The sequence below is a fragment of the Hungatella sp. SL.1.14 genome (genome assembly GCF_024460495.1).
Taxonomy (GTDB): domain Bacteria; phylum Bacillota; class Clostridia; order Lachnospirales; family Lachnospiraceae; genus Hungatella; species Hungatella hathewayi.
This window is the reverse complement of record NZ_JANFYJ010000133.1, coordinates 1-428: the sequence shown is the minus strand read 5'-3', so window position 1 is coordinate 428 and position 428 is coordinate 1. Positions and strand designations below refer to the sequence as shown.

At 52.1% G+C, this 428-nt stretch carries 1 protein-coding gene; it reads left to right on the top strand.

Annotation, left to right across the window (positions count from 1 at the left end; all coding sequences use genetic code 11):
• The coding region (locus tag NE473_RS30305; RefSeq protein ID WP_305148715.1) for an aminoacyl--tRNA ligase-related protein at window positions 1–428 on the top strand (428 nt) is incomplete at both ends.

Below are 428 nucleotides of genomic sequence, written 5' to 3'. Positions count from 1 at the left end.
CTGGGAAAAGAACTGGGTCTGTTTACCATCATGGTTGAAGGCCCGGGATTTCCATTCTTCCTTCCAAAGGGCATGGTACTGAAAAATGCTCTGACAAACTTCTGGCGTGAAATCCACGAGCGCGAGGGATATGTGGAAATCGCTACTCCCATCATGTTAAACCGCTCTCTGTGGGAGACCTCCGGACACTGGGATCACTATAAAGAAAACCTGTACACGACGACCATTGATGATACGGAATTCGCCATCAAACCCATGAACTGCCCCGGAAGTATGCTGGTTTACAAATCCCAGCCCCGCTCCTACCGAGATCTGCCGCTGCGCATGGGAGAACTCGGTCTGGTACACCGCCACGAAAAATCCGGCGCGCTCCACGGCCTCATGCGGGTTCGCTGTTTTACGCAGGACGATGCCCATATTTATATGAC